The 17,557-nt window shown below is 62.9% G+C and carries 13 protein-coding genes; 2 read left to right on the top strand and 11 right to left on the bottom strand.

The features are described from left to right. The first annotated feature begins 2 nt into the window (after positions 1-2). Together gyrB and NKI18_RS02090 are read left to right on the top strand one after the other, a co-directional pair. A complete protein-coding gene (gyrB, locus tag NKI18_RS02085) occupies positions 3-2,474 on the top strand; it encodes a DNA topoisomerase (ATP-hydrolyzing) subunit B (RefSeq protein ID WP_352614385.1) in 2,472 nt (823 codons plus the stop codon). Between the two features lie 244 nt (positions 2,475-2,718). Next, positions 2,719-3,636: a hypothetical protein gene (locus NKI18_RS02090; RefSeq protein ID WP_352568378.1), complete on the top strand. Its 918-nt coding sequence runs from the start codon at positions 2,719-2,721 to the stop codon at positions 3,634-3,636. Positions 3,637-3,735: 99 nt separating this feature from the next. Here NKI18_RS02090 and NKI18_RS02095 read toward each other — a convergent pair whose 3' ends face one another. The 11 genes from NKI18_RS02095 to NKI18_RS02145 all read right to left on the bottom strand — a co-directional run bounded on the left by NKI18_RS02095 (position 3,736) and on the right by NKI18_RS02145 (position 17,429). Beyond that, positions 3,736-5,256 carry a hypothetical protein gene (locus NKI18_RS02095; protein WP_352614384.1) on the bottom strand — a complete coding sequence of 507 codons (1,521 nt, stop codon included), beginning with the start codon at positions 5,254-5,256 and terminating at the stop codon, positions 3,736-3,738. Positions 5,257-5,348: 92 nt separating this feature from the next. Next, the gene (locus tag NKI18_RS02100) at positions 5,349-6,746 is read right to left on the bottom strand and encodes an NAD(P)(+) transhydrogenase (Re/Si-specific) subunit beta (protein WP_352454727.1); all 1,398 of its coding nucleotides are present in this window, start codon (positions 6,744-6,746) and stop codon (positions 5,349-5,351) included. 6 nt (positions 6,747-6,752) lie between these two features. Further along, complete coding sequence (locus NKI18_RS02105; RefSeq protein WP_036238371.1) at positions 6,753-7,175, bottom strand: NAD(P) transhydrogenase subunit alpha part 2; 423 nt, start codon at positions 7,173-7,175, stop codon at positions 6,753-6,755. Then, positions 7,175-8,449: a Re/Si-specific NAD(P)(+) transhydrogenase subunit alpha gene (locus NKI18_RS02110; RefSeq protein ID WP_352614383.1), complete on the bottom strand. Its 1,275-nt coding sequence runs from the start codon at positions 8,447-8,449 to the stop codon at positions 7,175-7,177. The genes NKI18_RS02105 and NKI18_RS02110 overlap by 1 nt, the downstream gene beginning before the upstream one ends. Positions 8,450-8,530: 81 nt before the next feature. Beyond that, on the bottom strand, positions 8,531-8,755 hold the full coding sequence (locus tag NKI18_RS02115; protein ID WP_023676259.1) for an aa3-type cytochrome c oxidase subunit IV: 225 nt from the start codon (positions 8,753-8,755) through the stop codon (positions 8,531-8,533). A 173-nt stretch (positions 8,756-8,928) separates the two neighbouring features. Then, on the bottom strand, positions 8,929-9,078 hold the full coding sequence (locus NKI18_RS02120) for a DUF3096 domain-containing protein (protein ID WP_013528205.1): 150 nt from the start codon (positions 9,076-9,078) through the stop codon (positions 8,929-8,931). Positions 9,079-9,197: 119 nt separating this feature from the next. Further along, positions 9,198-9,977, bottom strand: coding sequence for an N-acyl amino acid synthase FeeM domain-containing protein (locus NKI18_RS02125; protein WP_352614382.1), 780 nt, complete (start codon positions 9,975-9,977; stop codon positions 9,198-9,200). Between the two features lie 150 nt (positions 9,978-10,127). Beyond that, positions 10,128-12,440, bottom strand: a complete 2,313-nt coding sequence (locus tag NKI18_RS02130; protein ID WP_352614381.1) for a putative bifunctional diguanylate cyclase/phosphodiesterase — start codon at positions 12,438-12,440, stop codon at positions 10,128-10,130. 152 nt (positions 12,441-12,592) lie between these two features. After that, positions 12,593-16,072 (bottom strand): indolepyruvate ferredoxin oxidoreductase family protein, encoded by a 3,480-nt coding sequence (locus NKI18_RS02135; protein ID WP_352614379.1) that lies wholly within the window; start codon positions 16,070-16,072, stop codon positions 12,593-12,595. A 225-nt stretch (positions 16,073-16,297) separates the two neighbouring features. Next, on the bottom strand, positions 16,298-16,828 hold the full coding sequence (locus NKI18_RS02140) for a hypothetical protein (RefSeq protein ID WP_352452209.1): 531 nt from the start codon (positions 16,826-16,828) through the stop codon (positions 16,298-16,300). Beyond that, the gene (locus tag NKI18_RS02145) at positions 16,821-17,429 is read right to left on the bottom strand and encodes a CGNR zinc finger domain-containing protein (RefSeq protein ID WP_352469881.1); all 609 of its coding nucleotides are present in this window, start codon (positions 17,427-17,429) and stop codon (positions 16,821-16,823) included. The genes NKI18_RS02140 and NKI18_RS02145 overlap by 8 nt, the downstream gene beginning before the upstream one ends. Positions 17,430-17,557 lie beyond the last annotated feature (128 nt).

Genomic DNA, 17,557 nt, shown 5'->3' on the forward strand with positions numbered 1-17,557 from the left:
TCATGAGCGACCAGACCGACATCGCCAACGGCGTTGAAGCCGAATACGGCGCCGATTCCATCAAGGTTTTGAAGGGCTTGGATGCCGTTCGCAAGCGGCCGGGCATGTATATCGGCGATACCGACGACGGCTCGGGCCTGCACCACATGGTCTATGAAGTCGTCGACAACGCCATCGACGAAGCACTGGCCGGCCATGCCGACCTAGTGACGGTGACGCTCAATCCGGACGGATCGGTGACGGTCATCGACAATGGCCGCGGCATTCCGACCGATATCCACACCGGCGAAGGCATTTCAGCGGCCGAAGTGATCATGACGCAGCTGCATGCCGGCGGCAAGTTCGACCAGAACTCCTACAAGGTCTCAGGCGGCCTGCACGGCGTCGGCGTGTCGGTCGTCAACGCCCTGTCGGCCTGGCTGAAACTGAAGATCCGCCGCAACGGCCAGATCTACGAGATGAGTTTCACGCATGGCAATGCCGACGCGCCGCTGCGCATCACCGGCAGTTATGAACAAGACAAGGTCCCCGGCACCTATGAAGGGCGCAGCGGCAGCGAAATCACGTTTTTGCCGTCGTCCGAGACTTTCACCATGGTCGAATTCGACTACGGTACGCTGGAGCATCGGCTGCGCGAGCTCGCCTTCCTGAACTCCGGCGTGCGCATCGTTTTGACCGATGCCCGCCATGCCGACATCGTGCGCCATGAATTGCACTACGATGGCGGCCTCGAAGAGTTCGTCCGATATCTCGACCGGACGAAGAAGCCGTTACTCGACAAGCCGATCTCGATCCGCGCCGAGCGCGACGGCATCACGGTCGAAGTCGCCATGTGGTGGAACGACAGCTACCATGAAAACGTGCTGGCCTTCACCAACAACATCCCGCAACGCGACGGCGGCACGCATCTGGCAGGCTTCCGCGGTGCGCTGACGCGCCAGATAACCGGCTATGGCGACTCCTCGGGCCTGACCAAGAAGGAAAAAGTGGCGCTGATCGGCGATGATTGCCGCGAAGGGCTGACCGCGGTGCTGTCGGTCAAGGTTCCCGACCCGAAATTCTCCTCGCAGACCAAGGACAAGCTGGTGTCGTCCGAGGTCCGCCCGGTGGTCGAAGGGCTTGTCAACGAAGCGCTCGGCACCTGGCTCGAGGAGCACCCGACCGAGGGCAAGGCGGTCATCGAGAAGGTCATCCAGGCCGCTGCCGCGCGCGAAGCCGCGCGCAAGGCACGCGACATCACCCGCAAGAGTTCGCTCGGCGTTACCTCGCTGCCCGGCAAGCTGGCCGATTGCCAGGAGCGCGATCCGGCGAAATCCGAGATCTTTATCGTCGAGGGCGACAGCGCCGGCGGCTCGGCCAAGGGCGGCCGCTCGCGCCAGAACCAGGCCATTCTTCCGCTGCGCGGCAAGATCCTCAATGTCGAGCGCGCCCGCTTCGACCGCATGCTCGGCTCCGACATGATCGGCACGCTGATCACCGCGCTCGGCACCTCGATCGGCAAGGACGAGTTCAACGCCGACAAGCTGCGCTACCACAAGATCATCCTGATGACCGACGCCGATGTCGACGGCGCCCATATCCGCACCTTGCTGCTGACCTTCTTCTTCCGCCAGATGCCGGAACTAATCGAACGCGGTCATCTCTACATCGCGCAGCCGCCGCTCTACAAAGTGACGCGCGGGAAGAGCTCGCAATACATCAAGGACGAAGCCGCCTTCGAGGAATTCCTGATCGGCTCCGGGCTGGAAGAAGCGTCGCTTGCGCTCAGCACAGGCGAGGTGCGGGCCGGGCAGGACCTGCGCAGTGCCATCGACGACGCCTTGGCTGTCCGCCAGCTCATCAACGGATTGCACACGCGCTATAACAGAGGCGTGGTGGAGCAGGCAGCGATTGCCGGCGCGCTCAACCCGGAGATCTTCACCGACCTCCGTCGCGCCAACGAGACGGCCGAGCGCGTTGCCCGTCGTCTCGACATTATCGCCGAGGATACCGAGCGCGGCTGGATCGGCCGCATGTCGACCTCGAACGAGGGCATTGGCGGCTATGTCTTCGAGCGAACGGTGCGCAGCGTCAAGGAGTTCGCGCATCTCGACCTGGCGCTGATCAATTCCGCCGACGCACGCCAGCTCGACCGCTATGCGCCGCGCCTGGCGGAAATCTACGGCGAGCCACCGGTGCTGCGCCGCAAGGATGTCTCGGAAACCATTTCGGGGCCGCTGGCATTGCTCAATGCCGTGTTTGCCACCGGCCGCAAGGGCCTGACCATGCAGCGCTACAAGGGCCTTGGCGAAATGAACGCCGAGCAGCTCTGGGAAACGACGCTCGACCCGAATGTGCGCTCGCTGTTACAGGTCAAGATCAATGACGCGACTGATGCGGACAGCTTGTTTTCACGACTGATGGGCGACGAGGTCGAGCCAAGGCGCGAATTCATCCAGGAAAACGCGCTGTCGGTTGCCAATCTGGACATCTGAGCCGCCATCCAGATACCCGCCAGCAGGCATGAAGTGTATTGGTGCGCCTTGGCGCACCAATACGACTGCTGCAACGCAACAAAGATCACCAGGACCGCCGGAACGGAAAGGCTTTCAAGGCATTGTAGTTGATCACAATCGCCGCAGGAGGCATCCATGGGACGTGGCATTTTGCTCTGGCTTCTCGGAGTCCCAATTCCGATCATTATTCTGATCATGCTGTTCGCACGGTAGGGAGGCTTCGATGCAGTCCACCGTAACAGCTGTCGACGTTTCCGCCCCGACGGAATCCGCTTCCACTGCTGTCAGCTGGGGGCCAATCGTCGCCGGCGCCTTTGCTGCGTCGACGCTTACCTTCATCTTGATGCTGCTCGGCTCCGGGCTTGGGCTGAGCATGGTGTCGCCATGGTCCGGCTCGGGTGCGTCAGTCACCACTTTCGCCGTTTCCACCGCCGTCTGGCTGATCGTCGTGCAGTGGCTGTCGTCGGCCCTGGGCGGCTACCTCGCCGGACGCCTGCGCACCAAATGGGTCGGCATCCACACCGATGAAGTCTTCTTCCGCGATACCGCTCACGGCTTCCTGGCCTGGGCGCTGGCGACGCTGCTCGTCGCCGGCGTGCTCGGCACGGCGCTTTCGGCCGCGATAGGTACCGGTGTCCAGGCTGCTTCGACTGTGGCATCGGGCGCGGCAATGGGCGCTTCGGCAGGTGCTGCTGCAAACGCGGGTAGCGCCTCGACTGACAACGCCACATCGTATTTCGTCGATACGCTGTTCCGCCCGGCCGATCCGGCAAGGCTCGCTGCCGCCAATCCGGAGAGCGACGCCGCGGCAACGGCGCAGGCATCGCGCATTCTGATCGCGAGTGCCGCAGCAGGCGAAATATCGGCCGACGACAAGACCTATCTGTCGCGGCTGGTGGCCGCCCGCACAGGCCTGTCCGAAGCGGATGCCACCGCTCGCGTCGATGCGGTAATCGCCAGAGCGCAGGACGCCAAGGTCAAGGCCCAGCAGGCGGCCGACACTGCCAGAAAGGCAGGCGCCACCTTCTCGCTGATTGGCGCGCTGTCGCTGGTCGTCGGGGCCTTCATTGCCAGCGCGGCTGCAGCACTTGGCGGCAGGCAGCGCGACGACGAGGAAGCGATTTTCCTGACCAGTCGTTGATCGGTGACTAAGCGAACTCGGTCCGCTTCGGGAAGATTACGCCCGAAGGGGACCTTGCTTTGAACTGCCGCCGCGGCATTGTCGTGCGCTGCTCGCCGCCTACAGCTCAGCTTCCAGTTTGCGGCCGAGATCGACCGCATCGCGCAGCACGGCAAGGTGCGAGCGCGGCTGTACGCCGGCCGGCGCGTTGACCTCGACGCCGCTCGCCGTCAGCGACCAGTAGAGCCTGTGCGTGAAGACGCGGCCGCCCGAGCCGCGCAGCTCGACCTGGATGTTTTCCACGCCGGGACCAAAATTTTCCGTCATCCGCCCTGAAATCGGGTCGCCGGTCAGCCAGCCATTGCCCCTGTCGAAAATATTGGTCCAGCGCGTCGCGGCAAACACCGCGCCATGATGCACCGCCCGCTGCGGCTTGCCGGAATGGCTGCGCCCTTCCTGGTAGAGCATGGTCCCGCCCGCCGCCCTGTCGGCGATCGGCGGGCATGCCGAAAACAGGCGCTCGGCGATGCCGCGCCTGAATTCGGCGAGGTTGTAGGTCACCAGAAACTCGCTGTGGGTCAGCGGACTGCCGAGCGTGACGAAATCGCTGATCTTCCACGGCAGCGGATGATCGGCGTCGCCGACGCGAAGCTGCCGGTAGAGCTCCCATTGGCTGCGCCGGAATGCGGGGAGGTCATCGAGGCTGTCGGGCCAAGCGGAGGCAGCGGCGGCCAGCGTCGCCTTGTCGACGGCGTGGATCGCCTTCAGCCTCGCTTTGTCGCGAATGGCTTCCAACTTTCTAGGCCTGAAATCGGCCCACAATATCTGCAACAGATCATAGGCGATGATCGACCCGAGGCTGTGCGAGACCAGCACGATGCGGTCATAGGCATCGTCCATCATGAGACGCTTCAGCAGCTTGAGGCCACGCTCGCGGACCAGCGCCCGCTTCTCGACCGTTGCCGCTTCGGCCCGCACGTAGGCGGCGACGTCGCCGAAATAAGGCAAGCCAAACTGGTCCACCGACCAGATGACGAACGACGCCAGAACCGTGACAAGCACACCGGTCGTCCAGGAGATGTAGCCTTGCCAGGTCGACGTTGCGAGCGCCAGCGCCGCGCCGAGGACGACGATGGTGGCCAAAAGCGTGACGACGTAGAGTTTGAGCACATCGCGCGGAATATCGGCCGGCTTGCGCCAGAGCAGGGTCGTCACCCAGGCAGCAAGGCGGTTTCGGGTCGTGCCCTGGGTGATGTCGGCCCAGTAAAGCTCGTAGAAATCGGTGCGGCGGCCATCGACATCATAGGGCGTGGTGATCCGGCGGAGTTCGTGCGAATTGGTCCGGCTGTCGGGCGTGATCCAGCTCTGGTTGATCTTCGCACCCATCGGGTCGGCCGGATCGGGGACATGGGCATAGAACGGTGCACGGGCCGGATCGTGGCTCCATACGGCCTGGACAAACTCCCTCAACGTGTCCATGGGCCGCTGCTCGCCCATGCCGTGCACGACCACTACCGCCTGGCTGCGCTTGCGTGGCGCCTTCTCTGCTGCGGTCAGATCGGCGGCCGGCGATGCAGCAGAACCAGGGTCGGGCACCAGCACCTCCACGATGACGCCGTTAGCAAGACGACGGGTCGGCATCGTAGCTTCAGAACCGGTAACAGCCAAGAAAAAGCCCGGCGCGGAGCCGGGCTGTATTCGACGATCGGCAGTGAGTTGGCAGCGACGCCGTTTCAGTGATCCATCGCTTTGACGATCTCCTCGGTCATCTTCTTGGCGTCGCCGAGCAGCATCATGGTGCCGTCCTTGTAGAACAGCGTGTTGTCGATGCCGGCATAGCCGGAGCCGAGCGAGCGCTTGACGAACAAGCAAGTGCGCGCCTTGTCGACGTCGAGGATTGGCATGCCGTAGATAGGTGAGGACTTGTCGTCACGAGCCGAGGGATTGGTGACGTCATTGGCCCCGATGACATAGGCGACGTCGGCCTGCGCGAACTCAGAGTTGATGTCTTCCAGCTCGAACACTTCGTCATAAGGCACGTTGGCTTCGGCCAAGAGCACGTTCATGTGGCCGGGCATGCGGCCGGCAACCGGGTGGATGGCGTATTTGACGTCGACGCCGTTGGCCTTGAGCTTGTCGGCCATCTCGCGCAGCGCGTGCTGCGCCTGGGCGACGGCCATGCCGTAGCCCGGCACGATGATGACCTTTTGCGCATTCATCATCAGATAGGCGGCATCCTCGGCCGAGCCCTGCTTGACCGTGCGCTCGATGCCGTCATTGGCAATGGCTGATGTCTCGCCGCCGAAGCCGCCGAGGATGACCGAGATGAAGCTCCGGTTCATGCCTTTGCACATGATGTAAGACAGGATGGCGCCCGACGAGCCGACCAGCGCGCCGGTGATGATCAGCGCCAGATTGCCGAGCGTGAAGCCCAGGGCGGCCGCGGCCCAGCCCGAATAGGAATTCAGCATCGACACGACCACCGGCATATCGGCGCCACCAATCGGGATGATGAGAAGCACACCCAGCACCAGCGAGGCGGCAACGATCAGCCAGAACACCACCTTGGACTCGGCGGTGACGAGCAGCACGATCAGCACGATCAGCGCAATGCCCAGGGCCGCGTTGATGAAGTGGCGGCCACCGATCATGATCGGCTTGCCCGACATGCGGCCGTCGAGCTTCAAAAAGGCGATGACCGAGCCGGTGAAGGTGATGGCACCTATGGCAACGCCGAGGCTCATCTCGATCAGTGCCTGGGCATGAATATCGGCGACGGTGCCGATGCCGAAGCTTTCCGGTGCATAGATGGCGGCGGCCGCCACCATGACCGCGGCAAGACCGACCAGCGAGTGGAAGGCGGCGACCAGCTGCGGCATCGAGGTCATGGCAATGCGCCGTGCCGTGACCGCACCGGCCGAGCCGCCTATCAGCAGCCCGAGCACTATGAGGCCGAAGCGCCCGGCCGAAGGGGTCGCCAGCGCCAGCGTCGTGGCGATGGCGATGCCCATGCCGATCATGCCGTACATGTTGCCCTGGCGGCTGGTGGTCGGATGCGACAGGCCGCGCAATGCCAGGATGAACAGGATGCCGGAGACCAGATAGAGAAAGGAGGCGAAGTTGGCGTTCATAGCGGCCTACTTTTCCTTCTTCTTGTACATGGCCAGCATGCGCTGGGTGACGAGGAAGCCGCCGAAGATGTTGACCGATACCAGCATCAGCGCAACGAAGCCGAATCCGGTGGCAAGCCCTGAGGCCGAGATGCCGACGGCCAGCAGCGCGCCGACGACGATGACCGAGGAAATGGCGTTGGTGACCGCCATCAGCGGCGTGTGCAGCGCCGGCGTGACGGACCACACGACGTAGTAGCCGACGAAGATCGCCAGGACAAAGATGGCGAAGCGAAAGACGAAGGGATCGATGGCACCGCCGGACAGCGCGTGAGCGGCGTCACCCGCCGCCTCGGTGCCGGGCGCGGCCGCCAGGTTCTGCACCGCGAGCCGCACGGCAGCTGTCGCCTGGTCGAGCTGGTCGAGGGCTTTCTGCAGAGTCTGATCCATCACGCGATCCCTCCGGTGGTCTTGGGCTTCCTCGAAGCGGCCGTTTTCTTCGCAGCCGGCTTCGCCGAAGCCTCGGCAACCATCGTCCTGGCCGGAATGGCCGGTGGCTCGACATATTGGCCCTTTGGCGGCTGCTGCTCAGCCTTTGCGAAAGCCGGATGCACGATCTTGCCAGCATCGGTCAGCATCGTCGCCTTGACCAGTTCGTCGTCCTGGTTGATGGCAAGCGTCTTCGCCGCCTTGTCGACCAGCGTCTCGAGGAAGGCATAGAGGTTCCTGGCATAGAGAAGCGAAGCGGAGGCGGCGACGCGACCGGGAACGTTGAGATGGCCGACGATCTTTACCCCGTTGGCCGTGGTCACCACCTTGCCGGCTTCGGCGCCCTCGACATTGCCGCCGCGCTCGACCGCGAGGTCGACGATCACAGAGCCGGGTTTCATCGAGGCGACCATTGCTGCCGAGACCAGCTTCGGCGCCGGACGGCCGGGGATCAGCGCGGTGGTGATGACGATGTCCTGCTTGGCGATGTGCTCGGCGGTCAGCGCCGCCTGCTTGGCCTGGTATTCCTTCGACATTTCCTTGGCGTAGCCGCCGGCCGTCTCGGCCGCCTTGAACTCCTCGTCCTCGACGGCCAGGAATTTTGCGCCGAGCGAGGCGACCTGCTCCTTGGCGGCCGGGCGCACGTCGGTGGCGGTGACCACGGCGCCGAGGCGGCGCGCGGTGGCGATGGCCTGCAGACCGGCGACGCCGACGCCCATGACGAACGCCTTCGCTGCCGGTACGGTGCCGGCCGCCGTCATCATCATCGGTAACGCCCGGTCATATTCGGCAGCCGCGTCGATCACCGCCTGATAGCCGGCGAGGTTGGCCTGGCTGGATAGAACGTCCATCGACTGGGCGCGGGTGATGCGCGGCATGAACTCCATGGAGAAGGCAGTAACACCGGCCCTGGCAAGGGCTGCGACGGCAGCGTCGTTGCCGTAGGGATCCATGATCGCGATGACAGCGCCGCCGGACTTATAGCCCTTCAGCTCGGCGTCCGTGGGGCGGCGCACCTTCAGCACCACATCGGCCCTGGCTGCATCGCCGGCCTTGCCGATCGCGGCGCCCACCCGGGCGAACTCCTCGTCGGGAATGCGCGACGCTGTGCCGGCGCCGGTTTCGACAATCACGTCGAAACCCAGTGCCGCCAGCCGCTTCACCGTGTCGGGGGAGGCCCCGACGCGCGGCTCGTTTGCGTCGAGCTCACGAGGGATGAAAACCGTCTGTCCCACCGCATGATCCTTTCGGCCGGAACCCTGTTACCGCAAGACATCGACCGACCCCGGCGGCGCCTTCGACAAAGGTTGGAGGAGTTATCGGAGAATAAAGGCGCCGATGGCCAGGATCAGCACGAATAGGATAGTCCCCGAGAAGAAGCCGCCCACAAAGAAGCCGAACGCCATGGCAAGAAGCACGGCGGCGCAAAATAGCGACCCATATTTGGCCAGCATCACAAAGCCGGCATAGGTGCGGTCGTGCTCGGCATAGTCCATCTTCGCGCCTAGTTCGACAGGACCGGTCGGCGTGTGTTCAGCCATTGGAATACCCCTTCGAAGACATCTTTCAGGCACATAGCGAAAAGCCGCGTTAAGGGCAATGGCGCTATTGCCGCATCGCCGCAGCCAACAATCTCAAGCAAAACTTGAAATCGCTGCGCGAAGCGCGGCGATACCAATCACAATGGATGGCAGGTCCGCTATTGCCGATGTCGTTAGCCGGCGAGATGCGGGAACAGACCGAGCAGGCCGACAACGATCAGATAAAGGGCGACGATATAATTGAGCAGCCGCGGCATCACCAGGATCAGCACGCCTGCAATCAGCGAGATAAGCGGGGTAAGGGCGAGCGTGGAAATGGTCATATCGGTTCCTTTGATCGGATCGCTATCGAAGCGATGCTTGGCGGATGCCGGCCATGCCGACCTACTACCAGCACCCTTGCCCAGAACGCCGAAGCGACCGGAAGGCTCCATGGGCTCGTTCAGGCGGCTTCGCGAAAATACTTGGCGGTGGGCAGGATGGTCAGCGGCGCGAGTTCGCCGGCGCCGGGCGTGTCGAACAACATGCGCTGCTCCATCGGCGTCGAACGGAAAAACGGAAAGCGCGATAGCGACCGCTCGCGGATGGCGCCGACGTCGGCGCGGTAGAGCACGACCTTGTTATAGACGCCAGGGTAGGCACGAGGCTCACTGATCTTCTCGGCGTAGTAGATCCGCTTGTAGAAGCCGGCGTGATCCTCGCGAATGGTCGAAAGACAATAGGGCGCGTTGAAGTGAAAACATGCCATGCCGGCGAGCCGCAGCGTGAGATAAGGTATCTGCGGATAGACGCGCGACCATTCCGGGTCGGAGGCGAACCGACTGGGGCAGATGAAGCTCATGCCCTCCCCCAGCATCGGCAGTACGATGTCACCAAAAGCCTTGGTGGAAGGCGATCTTGGCGTCGACAGCGTGACGTGATGAATACGCAGCGTGCTGACGAGTTCCTGGTCGATGTAGACACCGAACCGGAAGACGTTAGGCACCTCGTCGAGTTCGTCGTGAATGGTATGGTTCTCGTTGTCAGGAACCATATCGTTGGAACGGTACGACTTGTAGCGTAGGCGATAGATGTCCTCGAGATCCTCGCCCTTGTCGCAACGGCGGTATTCCGTCCGCTCCAGCATCGCCGAAACATTCCTGGCGAAACTGGACATGGTTTCGGACGAATTTTCCCCGCCCGCGCTCGCCGCATGGCCGAGCGAAGTCAACTGGGCACACATGAACTCTATTCCCCGCGATTACCGCCACCAGCCGACACTACGGACGGGTCATGAGATGTAAAGATGAAAATAAGTAGAAGCTCGTTTACCGCTCGTTAAGGTTAACAATTAATAAAATTATACTAAAATAGGCGGTTTTTCACCGCGAAGTCAGCGCCGCGGCGCCTTCCTTGCCGTCCGGATGTCCTTGGCGAAGGGCCAGACGGTGCTCGACATCGTCTCGATGCCGGACGCGCTGAGTGCCGACCCGAACAGAAAGCCCTGGACCAGGTCCGGCTTGACCTGCAATGCCAGGATCTTGAGCTGTTCGAAGGTCTCGACACCTTCGATGGTAACCGAAAGTCCCAGCGGCCGTGATAGGTTGACGATGCCCTTGAGCAATTCGAGCGACCGGCTGTTCTGAGTGACATCCATCAGGAACGAGCGGTCGATCTTGATTTTGTCGAGCGGCAGTTTGTGGAGATAGCTGAGGCTCGAATACCCGGTACCGAAATCGTCGAGCGCAATGCGCACGCCGAGCCGCTTCAACTCCTCGATATATTGGCGTGTTAGCGACTTGTCGTCGAGCAGCGCCGTCTCGGTGACCTCGATCTCCAGACGTCCGGCGGAGAGACCGGATTCAGCCAGCGCGTCGCGAACCTTCTGGATGACATCACGGTTGCGGAAATCCTTGGCCGAGAGATTGACCGACACGCTGGTCTGGGCCGGCCATTTGGCGCATTCCGTGCAGGCCGCATGCAGGACGAAGGTGCTGATGTCGGAAATAATCCCCATTTCCTCCGCCAGCGGAATAAAGATACCGGGGGAAATCGGCCCGAGATCGGGATGATCCCAGCGGCACAGCGCTTCGCAACTGGCGATACGCATCGTGCTCATCGCCACGATCGGCTGATAGACCACCCGCAATTCGTTGTTTTCCACGGCGCTGCGCAGGTCCGCCTTCATCAGCTGACGGCTGCGGAAGGCAGCATCCATGGAGGCCTCGAACAGCCGCCAACCGTTCTTGCCAAGCTCCTTGGCCTTGTAGAGTGCAAGGTCGGCTTTGACGATCATGGCGTCAACGTCGGTATCCTTGACCCGCGACAGCACCGCGCCGCCGGAGGCCTGGATGCGTAATCCGTGGCCGGCGACATCGACCTCGCCCTGTAGATTGACAAAGATCTCGTCAACCTGGCCGGTCAGGTGGCTTTCATCCTCGATGCGCTCGAAGAAGATCATGAACTCGTCGCCGCCGAAGCGGCTGACGGTGATGCCTGGCCCAGCGACTGCCGCCAGCCGCTCGGCAACGGCGTAGATCAATCCGTCGCCGACCGGATGGCCGAGCGTGTCGTTGACGCTCTTGAAATCATCGAGATCGAGCACCACCAGCCCGCAGAGACGCTCGGGATCCCCTGAGGACATGGCTTCCACCACCAACTCGTGGAAGTAGGCGCGGTTGGGCAGGCCGGTGAGACTGTCGTAGCGCGCCATGAAGCGGATCTTGTCTTCCGCCTCGACTCGGGCGGTCACATCCTCGAAAGTGACGACGCCCAGTTCCTGGCTGCCTTCGCGCGCCGAAAATTCATAGTGCTGGCCGTTGGCGAGCGAGACCAGAACCTTGCGGTCGCGGCCCTCGCGCAGCGCACGCGTCAGTTGGGCTTCGATGTAGCGGCAATCCTTCGGCGCCAGCATGCCGCCGGCAACCCCACGCATCAGCAGACCGTGGATCGACCGGCCGAGCAGCGCATCGGCCGATTTGAGGGACATCAGGTGCGCGGCTTCGGCATTGGCCACCGCCACCCGGCCGTCGGGACCGAGCATGACAAGGCCATGCGACATGGTGTTGAGCGCACGGTTGAAACGTTGCGCAATGCGGTTCGCCTTTTTTTCTTCCGAGACAGCGGCGAAAAGTACATCGCGGACAGTGTTGGCGAATTTGCGGATCGCAAACAGGAACGGCGCGGACAGGAGCCCGAGAAGGATGTGGTAGATATCGCCACGTAAAAGGAAACCCAACGAGATCGGCCACGTCAAGGCAAGCGTCAGGATGGTGACCATGCGCGGGGAGCCGTAGTTGCGCCCGGCAATGGAGGTGGCCGTGGCCAGCGTCAGGCAGACGGAGGCGATCTCAGCGAAATTGTCGCGCGCAAAATAGATGCCAAGCAGGCAGAACGCGCCAAGCGTGAGCCCGTGCAAGGACCCGTAGAGGATATAGTCGTTCTCGCGCTTGTGCGCCTCTTCCCAGGTCGTCGGCGGGGGCAAGCTGTTGTATTTCCGGAAGTTTCTCATCCGGAAGATGCCGACAAGAACCATCGTGATAGCGACAAGCAGATAAAGCGGGTCGCCGCTTTTCCACCAGACAAGAGCAATCAGGAAGCTCTGCGCGACAATGCCGATCGAAAGCGTCACGCCGTCGCGAAACAGAGTTTCCACGAACGGAATGTAAACGTCGACCGGAATCTCGTTTTTTCTTCTCAGATTCACGCCTGGATCCCAATCCTGGGGAACCCAGCAGTGTCACATTGGCCTTAAGAAAGGTTTAGAGCGGCGTTTCGAGCCCTGCCGGCATCCATTGGTGACGCGGCGGAAGCATGGAAACTACAGTTCAGGTAAACAAGGCGTATCACAGCGCTGAATTATTCGGCGGCTTGAAGTTGCGGCCGCAGCGGCGCCGTCGAGAGGCGGTCGAGCAGACGCTGGCGTTCGCCGGCGGCTTTTTCGGCACTGGCCTGCTTGACGTGGCCAAAGCCGCGGATGAGCGCCGGTACCGAAACAAGCGCGGCAGCAACCTCGATCTTGCCCGGCGCCAGCGCGCCGGCGACAAGCTCCAGGTCGGCTTCATAGAGGGCAAGAAGCTGCCGCTCCATACGCCTCTCGGCGCTGTAGCCGAACAGGTCGAAAGCGGTGCCGCGCAGGCCCTTCATCGCCGCCAGCAGGCGGAACCCGTTCATCATCCACGGGCCAAAGCTCGATTTCTTCGGCTTCCCGTCACTGCCGCGCCTGCCCATGATCGGCGGTGCGAGATGGAATTCAAGCTTGCCGTAGCTCTGGAACTGCTTTGCGAGCTCTGCGGCAAAGGAGCCGTCCGTATAAAGCCGCGCCACCTCGTATTCGTCCTTGATCGCCATCAGCTTGAAGAGGTTCTTTGCGGCAGCCTCGGTCACCACGGTCGACCCGGGCACAGCATTGGTTTCGGCCTTGCGCAGCGCCGCCAGTCTGTCGGCATAGCGCTTGCCATAGGCGGCGTTCTGATAGGCGGTCAGGAAGGCGACGCGGCGAGCAATGATATCGTCCAGCGTCTCGGCAATGGCGGAATGCTGCGTGGCCTTGCCCGGCTGGGCGAGAAGGCTGCGGACGAAATCCGGCTGGTGGGCGGCGCGGCGGCCCCAGCGAAATGCCGCGACATTCATCGCTACCGCCTCGCCGTTGAGCTCGATCGCCTTCTCGACCGCCTCCGCCGACAGCGGCAAGCCGCCATGCTGGAAGGCGAATCCGAGCATGAACATGTTGGCACCAAGCGAGCTGCCGAACAGGGCAGTGGCGGTGCGGGTGGCGTCGAAGAAATGCGTCCTGTCGTCGCCCGCGGCCGTTCTTATCGCTTTCTTCAGCCGCTCGATGGGCAGCGAGAAATCGGCCGAACGGGCGAACTCGCCCGGCATGATCTCGGCAGTGTTGGCGAGGAAGATGGTATGGCCTTCGCGCACCGCGGCCAACACCTTCTTGGCACCCGAAACGACGAGATCGCAGCCGAGCACGAGATCGGCCTTGCCGGCCGATACCCGAATGGCGTGGATGTCGTCCGGCGTGCGGGCGATGCGGACATGGGTGAACACCGAGCCGCCCTTCTGGGCGAGGCCGGCCATGTCGATCATGCCGCAGCCCTTGCCTTCCAGGTGCGCGGCCATGCCGAGCACCGCGCCTATTGTGACGACGCCGGTGCCGCCGACACCGTCGATGATCGCCGCCCAGCCTTGTTCACCGAGCGTAAATTGCGCCGGCGCCGGCACCCCAGCGAGCGGGTCGGCCGCGCCGGCTACGCCTTCGGCTTTCCTGATTTTGGCGCCGTGAACAGTGACGAAGGAGGGGCAGAAACCGTTGACGCAAGAGAAGTCCTTGTTGCAGCTCGACTGGTCGATCTTACGCTTGCGGCCGAATTCGGTCTCGACCGGCTGGATCGAGACGCAATTCGACTGCACGCCGCAATCGCCGCAGCCTTCGCAGACCAGCTCGTTGATGAAGATACGCTTGTCGGGATCGGGGAAGGTGCCGCGCTTGCGGCGGCGACGCTTCTCGGCGGCGCAGGTCTGGTCGTAGAGCAGCACCGAGACGCCTTTGACCGAACGCAACTCGCGCTGGACGAGATCGAGGTCGTCGCGGTGATGGATGGTGGCGCCGGCGGGAAATTCCACCTTGCCGGTATATTTGTCCGGCTCGTCGGTGACGATGGCGATGCGCTCCACGCCCTCGGCGCGCACCTGCCTTGCGATCATGTCCACCGTCAGGCCGCCCTCGTGCGGCTGCCCGCCGGTCATCGCGACGGCGTCATTGTAGAGGATCTTGTAGGTGATGTTGGCGTCGGTCGACAGCGCGAAGCGGATCGCCAGCACACCCGAGTGGTTGTAAGTGCCATCGCCCAGATTCTGGAAGATGTGCTCGCGCTTCGAGAACGGCGCCTGGCCGACCCACTGCGCGCCCTCGCCGCCCATGGCGGTGAAGCCGACGGTGTTGCGGTCCATCCACAGCGCCATGAAATGACAGCCGATTCCGGCGGCGGCGAGCGAGCCGTCCGGCACCTTGGTCGAGGAATTGTGTGGGCAGCCGGAGCAGAAGAAGGGCGTGCGCGAGGCGATGTCTGACGTGTCGGCCAGCATCGCCTGGAACTGGCGCAACTTCGCCACCCGCGCGGCGATTTCTTCCGACGGGCCGATCGTTCGCAAAATCCTCTCGCCGAGCGCGATGGCAATATCGTTGGGGTCGAGAGCGCCCTTGGCCGGGAACAGCCAGTCGCCGGTCTCGTCCTTCTTGCCGACGATGACCGGCTGCGTCGCGGTGCCGTAAAGGTTCTCGCGCAGTTGCACCTCGATCAGCGAGCGTTTCTCCTCGACGACGACGATAGTATCGAGGCCGCGAGCAAAGTCGGCGATGTGTTGCAGGTCGAGCGGCCACGGGCAGCCGACCTTGAACAGCCTGATACCGATACGACTGGCGGCCGCTTCGTCGACGCCGATATCCTCCAGCGCCTGGCGAACATCGAGATAACTCTTGCCGATGGTGACGATGCCAAGCTTGGCGCTGGTGCCGCCCGAATAGACGATCCGATTCAGCCCATTGGCGTGGATGAACGCTGAAGCGGCGGCGCGCTTGTATTCATGCAACCGCTCCTCCTGGCCGAGCATGTCGATCTCGTTACGGATGTTGAGGCCGCCGGGTGGCATGTCGAAGTCCGGGATGACGATATCTAGCCGGTCGAGCGCGGCATCGACCGAGGCTGTCGATTCGATGTTGTCCTTGACGCATTTGATCGCCGCCCAGGTGCCGGCAAAACGCGACATGGCAAAGCCGTAAAGGCCGTAGTCGATGATCTCCTGGACGCCGGCCGGATTAAGGATCGGCACCATGGTGTCGACGAACAGGAACTCGGTGGCATGCGCGTTGGTCGAGGATTCGGCCATGTGGTCGTCACCCATCAGAGCCAGCACGCCGCCATGTTTCGACGACCCGGCGAGATTGGCGTGGCGGAACACGTCACCGGAGCGGTCGACGCCCGGACCCTTGCCGTACCAGACCGAAAAAACGCCGTCATGGGTACCCTCGCCCAGCAATTCGGCCTGCTGCGAGCCCCAGCAGGCGGTGGCGGCGAGTTCCTCGTTGAGACCGGGCTGGAAGACGATGTCCGACTGCGCGAGCTGGTTCCTGGCCTTCCACAGCTGCATGTCGAGGCCGCCGAGCGGCGAGCCGCGATAGCCGGAGACGAAACCGGCGGTGTTCAGGCCGGCCCGGCGGTCGCGCTCGCGCTGCATCAGAAGCATGCGGATGACTGCCTGGGCACCCGACAGGAAGATGCGCTCCTTTGCCAGGTCGAACTTGTCGTCGAGCGCGACCTTGTGCAGCGTCATCAGGCATTTCCTGTGCGGAGGCCGCGCCTGGAGGTGCGCGGCCAACGTCGGAGTCGAGTGCCCACAGTCTTTCTTCCCTTGCCGGGGAGGTCAAACAAAATCGAAGGTGCCAGGCGGTCCGCAACAAACGATCCGTGCGCGGCCGTGTGGCGCCACGAAACGCCTGTCGGGGAGGATGGCCGAGCATGAAAAATTCCGGCGGCGCTCAGTGCCGCTGGTGATGCATCATGCAGCCTTTGGGCAACTGGGCTTCGGTTCACCGGGCAGCTTGCCGTCGACATGGCCGGCCAGGTCCTTGTTGAGCTCGTAGACTGGCCCGACCACCAGAGGCCGGTCGGGCAGGACCGACTGGTCGAGCGAGGACGTCAGAGTGGTCGCGAAACTCTGCAGCAACTTGCCGCTGGAATCCTCGATGCGGATCGACACCGCATAGGGCTTGTCCTTGACAACGCAGGTAAGCGGCGGGCTGGTGAGCGTCACATGCGGCAGCTTCGGCCATATTTTCTGGGTGACGATGATCGGATCACCGCCGGCCGGGTTCTGGAAGGAGACCACAGCGACCTGCCCCTCACCCACCGGCCGCAGCGGATTGAGAGTGATGACATAGGTGGCGATACCCAGCCGGTAGTTGAACTCGAACAGCTTCCCGGAAATGGCGAACAACTGGTCCTTGCCGGAATCACGGCAGGCGCCGAGCGCGGCCGCCGCGAACAACGCCGCGACGACAATCATCGCGCGTGAGAATCTTCTAGACATTGGTGACCTCCCTGGCCGCGGTCCGGCGGCGATAGTGTCGGTTTGCCTTCTGGCGGTTGCCGCACACCGCCATGTCGCACCAGAGGCGGCTGGAATTGCGGCTTTTGTCGACAAACAGCCAGCTGCAGTTCGGACATATCCGCAGCCTGGCGATGGTGTCGCTACGCAGCAGCGACAGCGCCGAGACCGCAAGCGCGGCCTCGAAGGCAATCGGCGTCGCCGGATCACCGAACGGTTTTCCAGGCGTGCCGATTTCGGTGCGGCTATGAGCGAGGCCATCGGCGCAGGCTTCCAAGAATTTCGGCATATCGCCGGTCGCGATCGCACCTTTCGATACCGCGCCGCGAAACAGCCGATCGGTCGTCTCCCGGATCGACAGCACTACCGGTGCGATCTTTTCAGGCGCCGGCGCTACGAGCCGCCTGCCGCCGAGCTCGGCGGCGCGAAAGGCACTCGCGGCTTCGGCAAAGCGGGCGATCTCGGCCGGATCGTCGAAACGGTCGAAAGTTTTCTCCGGGTCGTTCCGCAAAACGACGGTGTTCGCCGTATCGAGAGCCAGCATGCCACCGGTAAAGCGGTGCGGAGTCCAGGATACCGTCATATGGCGAATCTAACTGATAACTCGCGTTTGACAAGTTAGATTCCGGGTGCAACGCTCGTCACTGAGGCGATCGCCGTACTGAGAATATCGTTCGTCCCAAACCTCTGCCCCGATTGCGGGGCATGCAT

This window comes from Mesorhizobium sp. M0800 (genome assembly GCF_040320095.1).
GTDB lineage: Bacteria > Pseudomonadota > Alphaproteobacteria > Rhizobiales > Rhizobiaceae > Mesorhizobium.